Origin of the sequence: Ureibacillus galli (genome assembly GCF_014836845.1) — a bacterium.
Classification (GTDB): domain Bacteria; phylum Bacillota; class Bacilli; order Bacillales_A; family Planococcaceae; genus Ureibacillus; species Ureibacillus galli.
In genome coordinates this window covers 1-933 of record NZ_JACSQA010000075.1, presented here as the reverse complement: position 1 = coordinate 933, position 933 = coordinate 1, and the positions used below count along the sequence as shown (strand labels likewise).

At 42.4% G+C, this 933-nt stretch carries 1 protein-coding gene; it reads left to right on the top strand.

All coding sequences use genetic code 11. The annotated features are described in order from the left end of the window. Positions 1 to 933: DUF11 domain-containing protein (locus tag H9636_RS18945; RefSeq protein ID WP_191709103.1), on the top strand; the 933-nt coding region annotated here is incomplete at both ends.

Below are 933 nucleotides of genomic sequence, written 5' to 3'. Positions count from 1 at the left end.
AAAGTTGGCGATGAACTGACGTATAAAATTACGGTAGAAAACATCAAAGACGCATCAACGATTGTCAACAATGTGAAAGTCATCGATGACATTCCAGCTGGCTTAAGCTATGTACCAGGTACGTTAACCATCAATGGGGAAGCGAAAGATGACAGTGCAGTGAATGGACAAGTCGTGACAGTAGCAGACATCGGCAGCCTAACAGGCGGCAAAAAAGTGGAAGTAGCCTTTACTGTCGTTGTAACAGAAGACGCAAAAGGTGAAATTACGAATGTCGCAACGGTAGAAGGAACGGTTCCAGGTGAAAATCCAGGAGAGCCAGACCAACCAGCCAAACCACAAAATCCAGGAACAGAAGTGAAAGTTCCAGCGGATATTACGTTATCCAAAGTAGCGGATAAAGAAAGTGTTCATGTCGGAGACGTGATTACGTATACAATTGAAGCGAAAAATGGAAAAACAGGTGGCGTATGGAATGGAACGATCCAAGATCAATTATCAGAAAGCGTACAACTTGTTTCCGGTTCAACGAAACTGAATGGACAAGCGTTAGCTGATGAAGACGTATGGAGCAAAGGTCTATTAAATGTACAACCGGTAACCTTAAAAGCAGGGGAAACGGCAACGATCACTTTCCAGGTGAAAGTGTTAGAAAGTGCATTAAATACGACAGTTAAAAATATCGCAACAGCGTTTGATCCAGATCAACCAGTAGGTCCAAATGAACCTGGAAAAGATCCGAAAAACCCACTGACGACACCACCAACTGAAACGAAGGTAGTACCGAAAGAAGTAGTGGATGTGCCAGATAACGTAGATAATGATGGATCAACGGATGACGAAGATGTCGTTGTAGAACATCCAGAAAAAACACCAGATACAACCGACGATCAAGACAAATTACCTCAAACAGGTGAAAAACAAACAAATTAT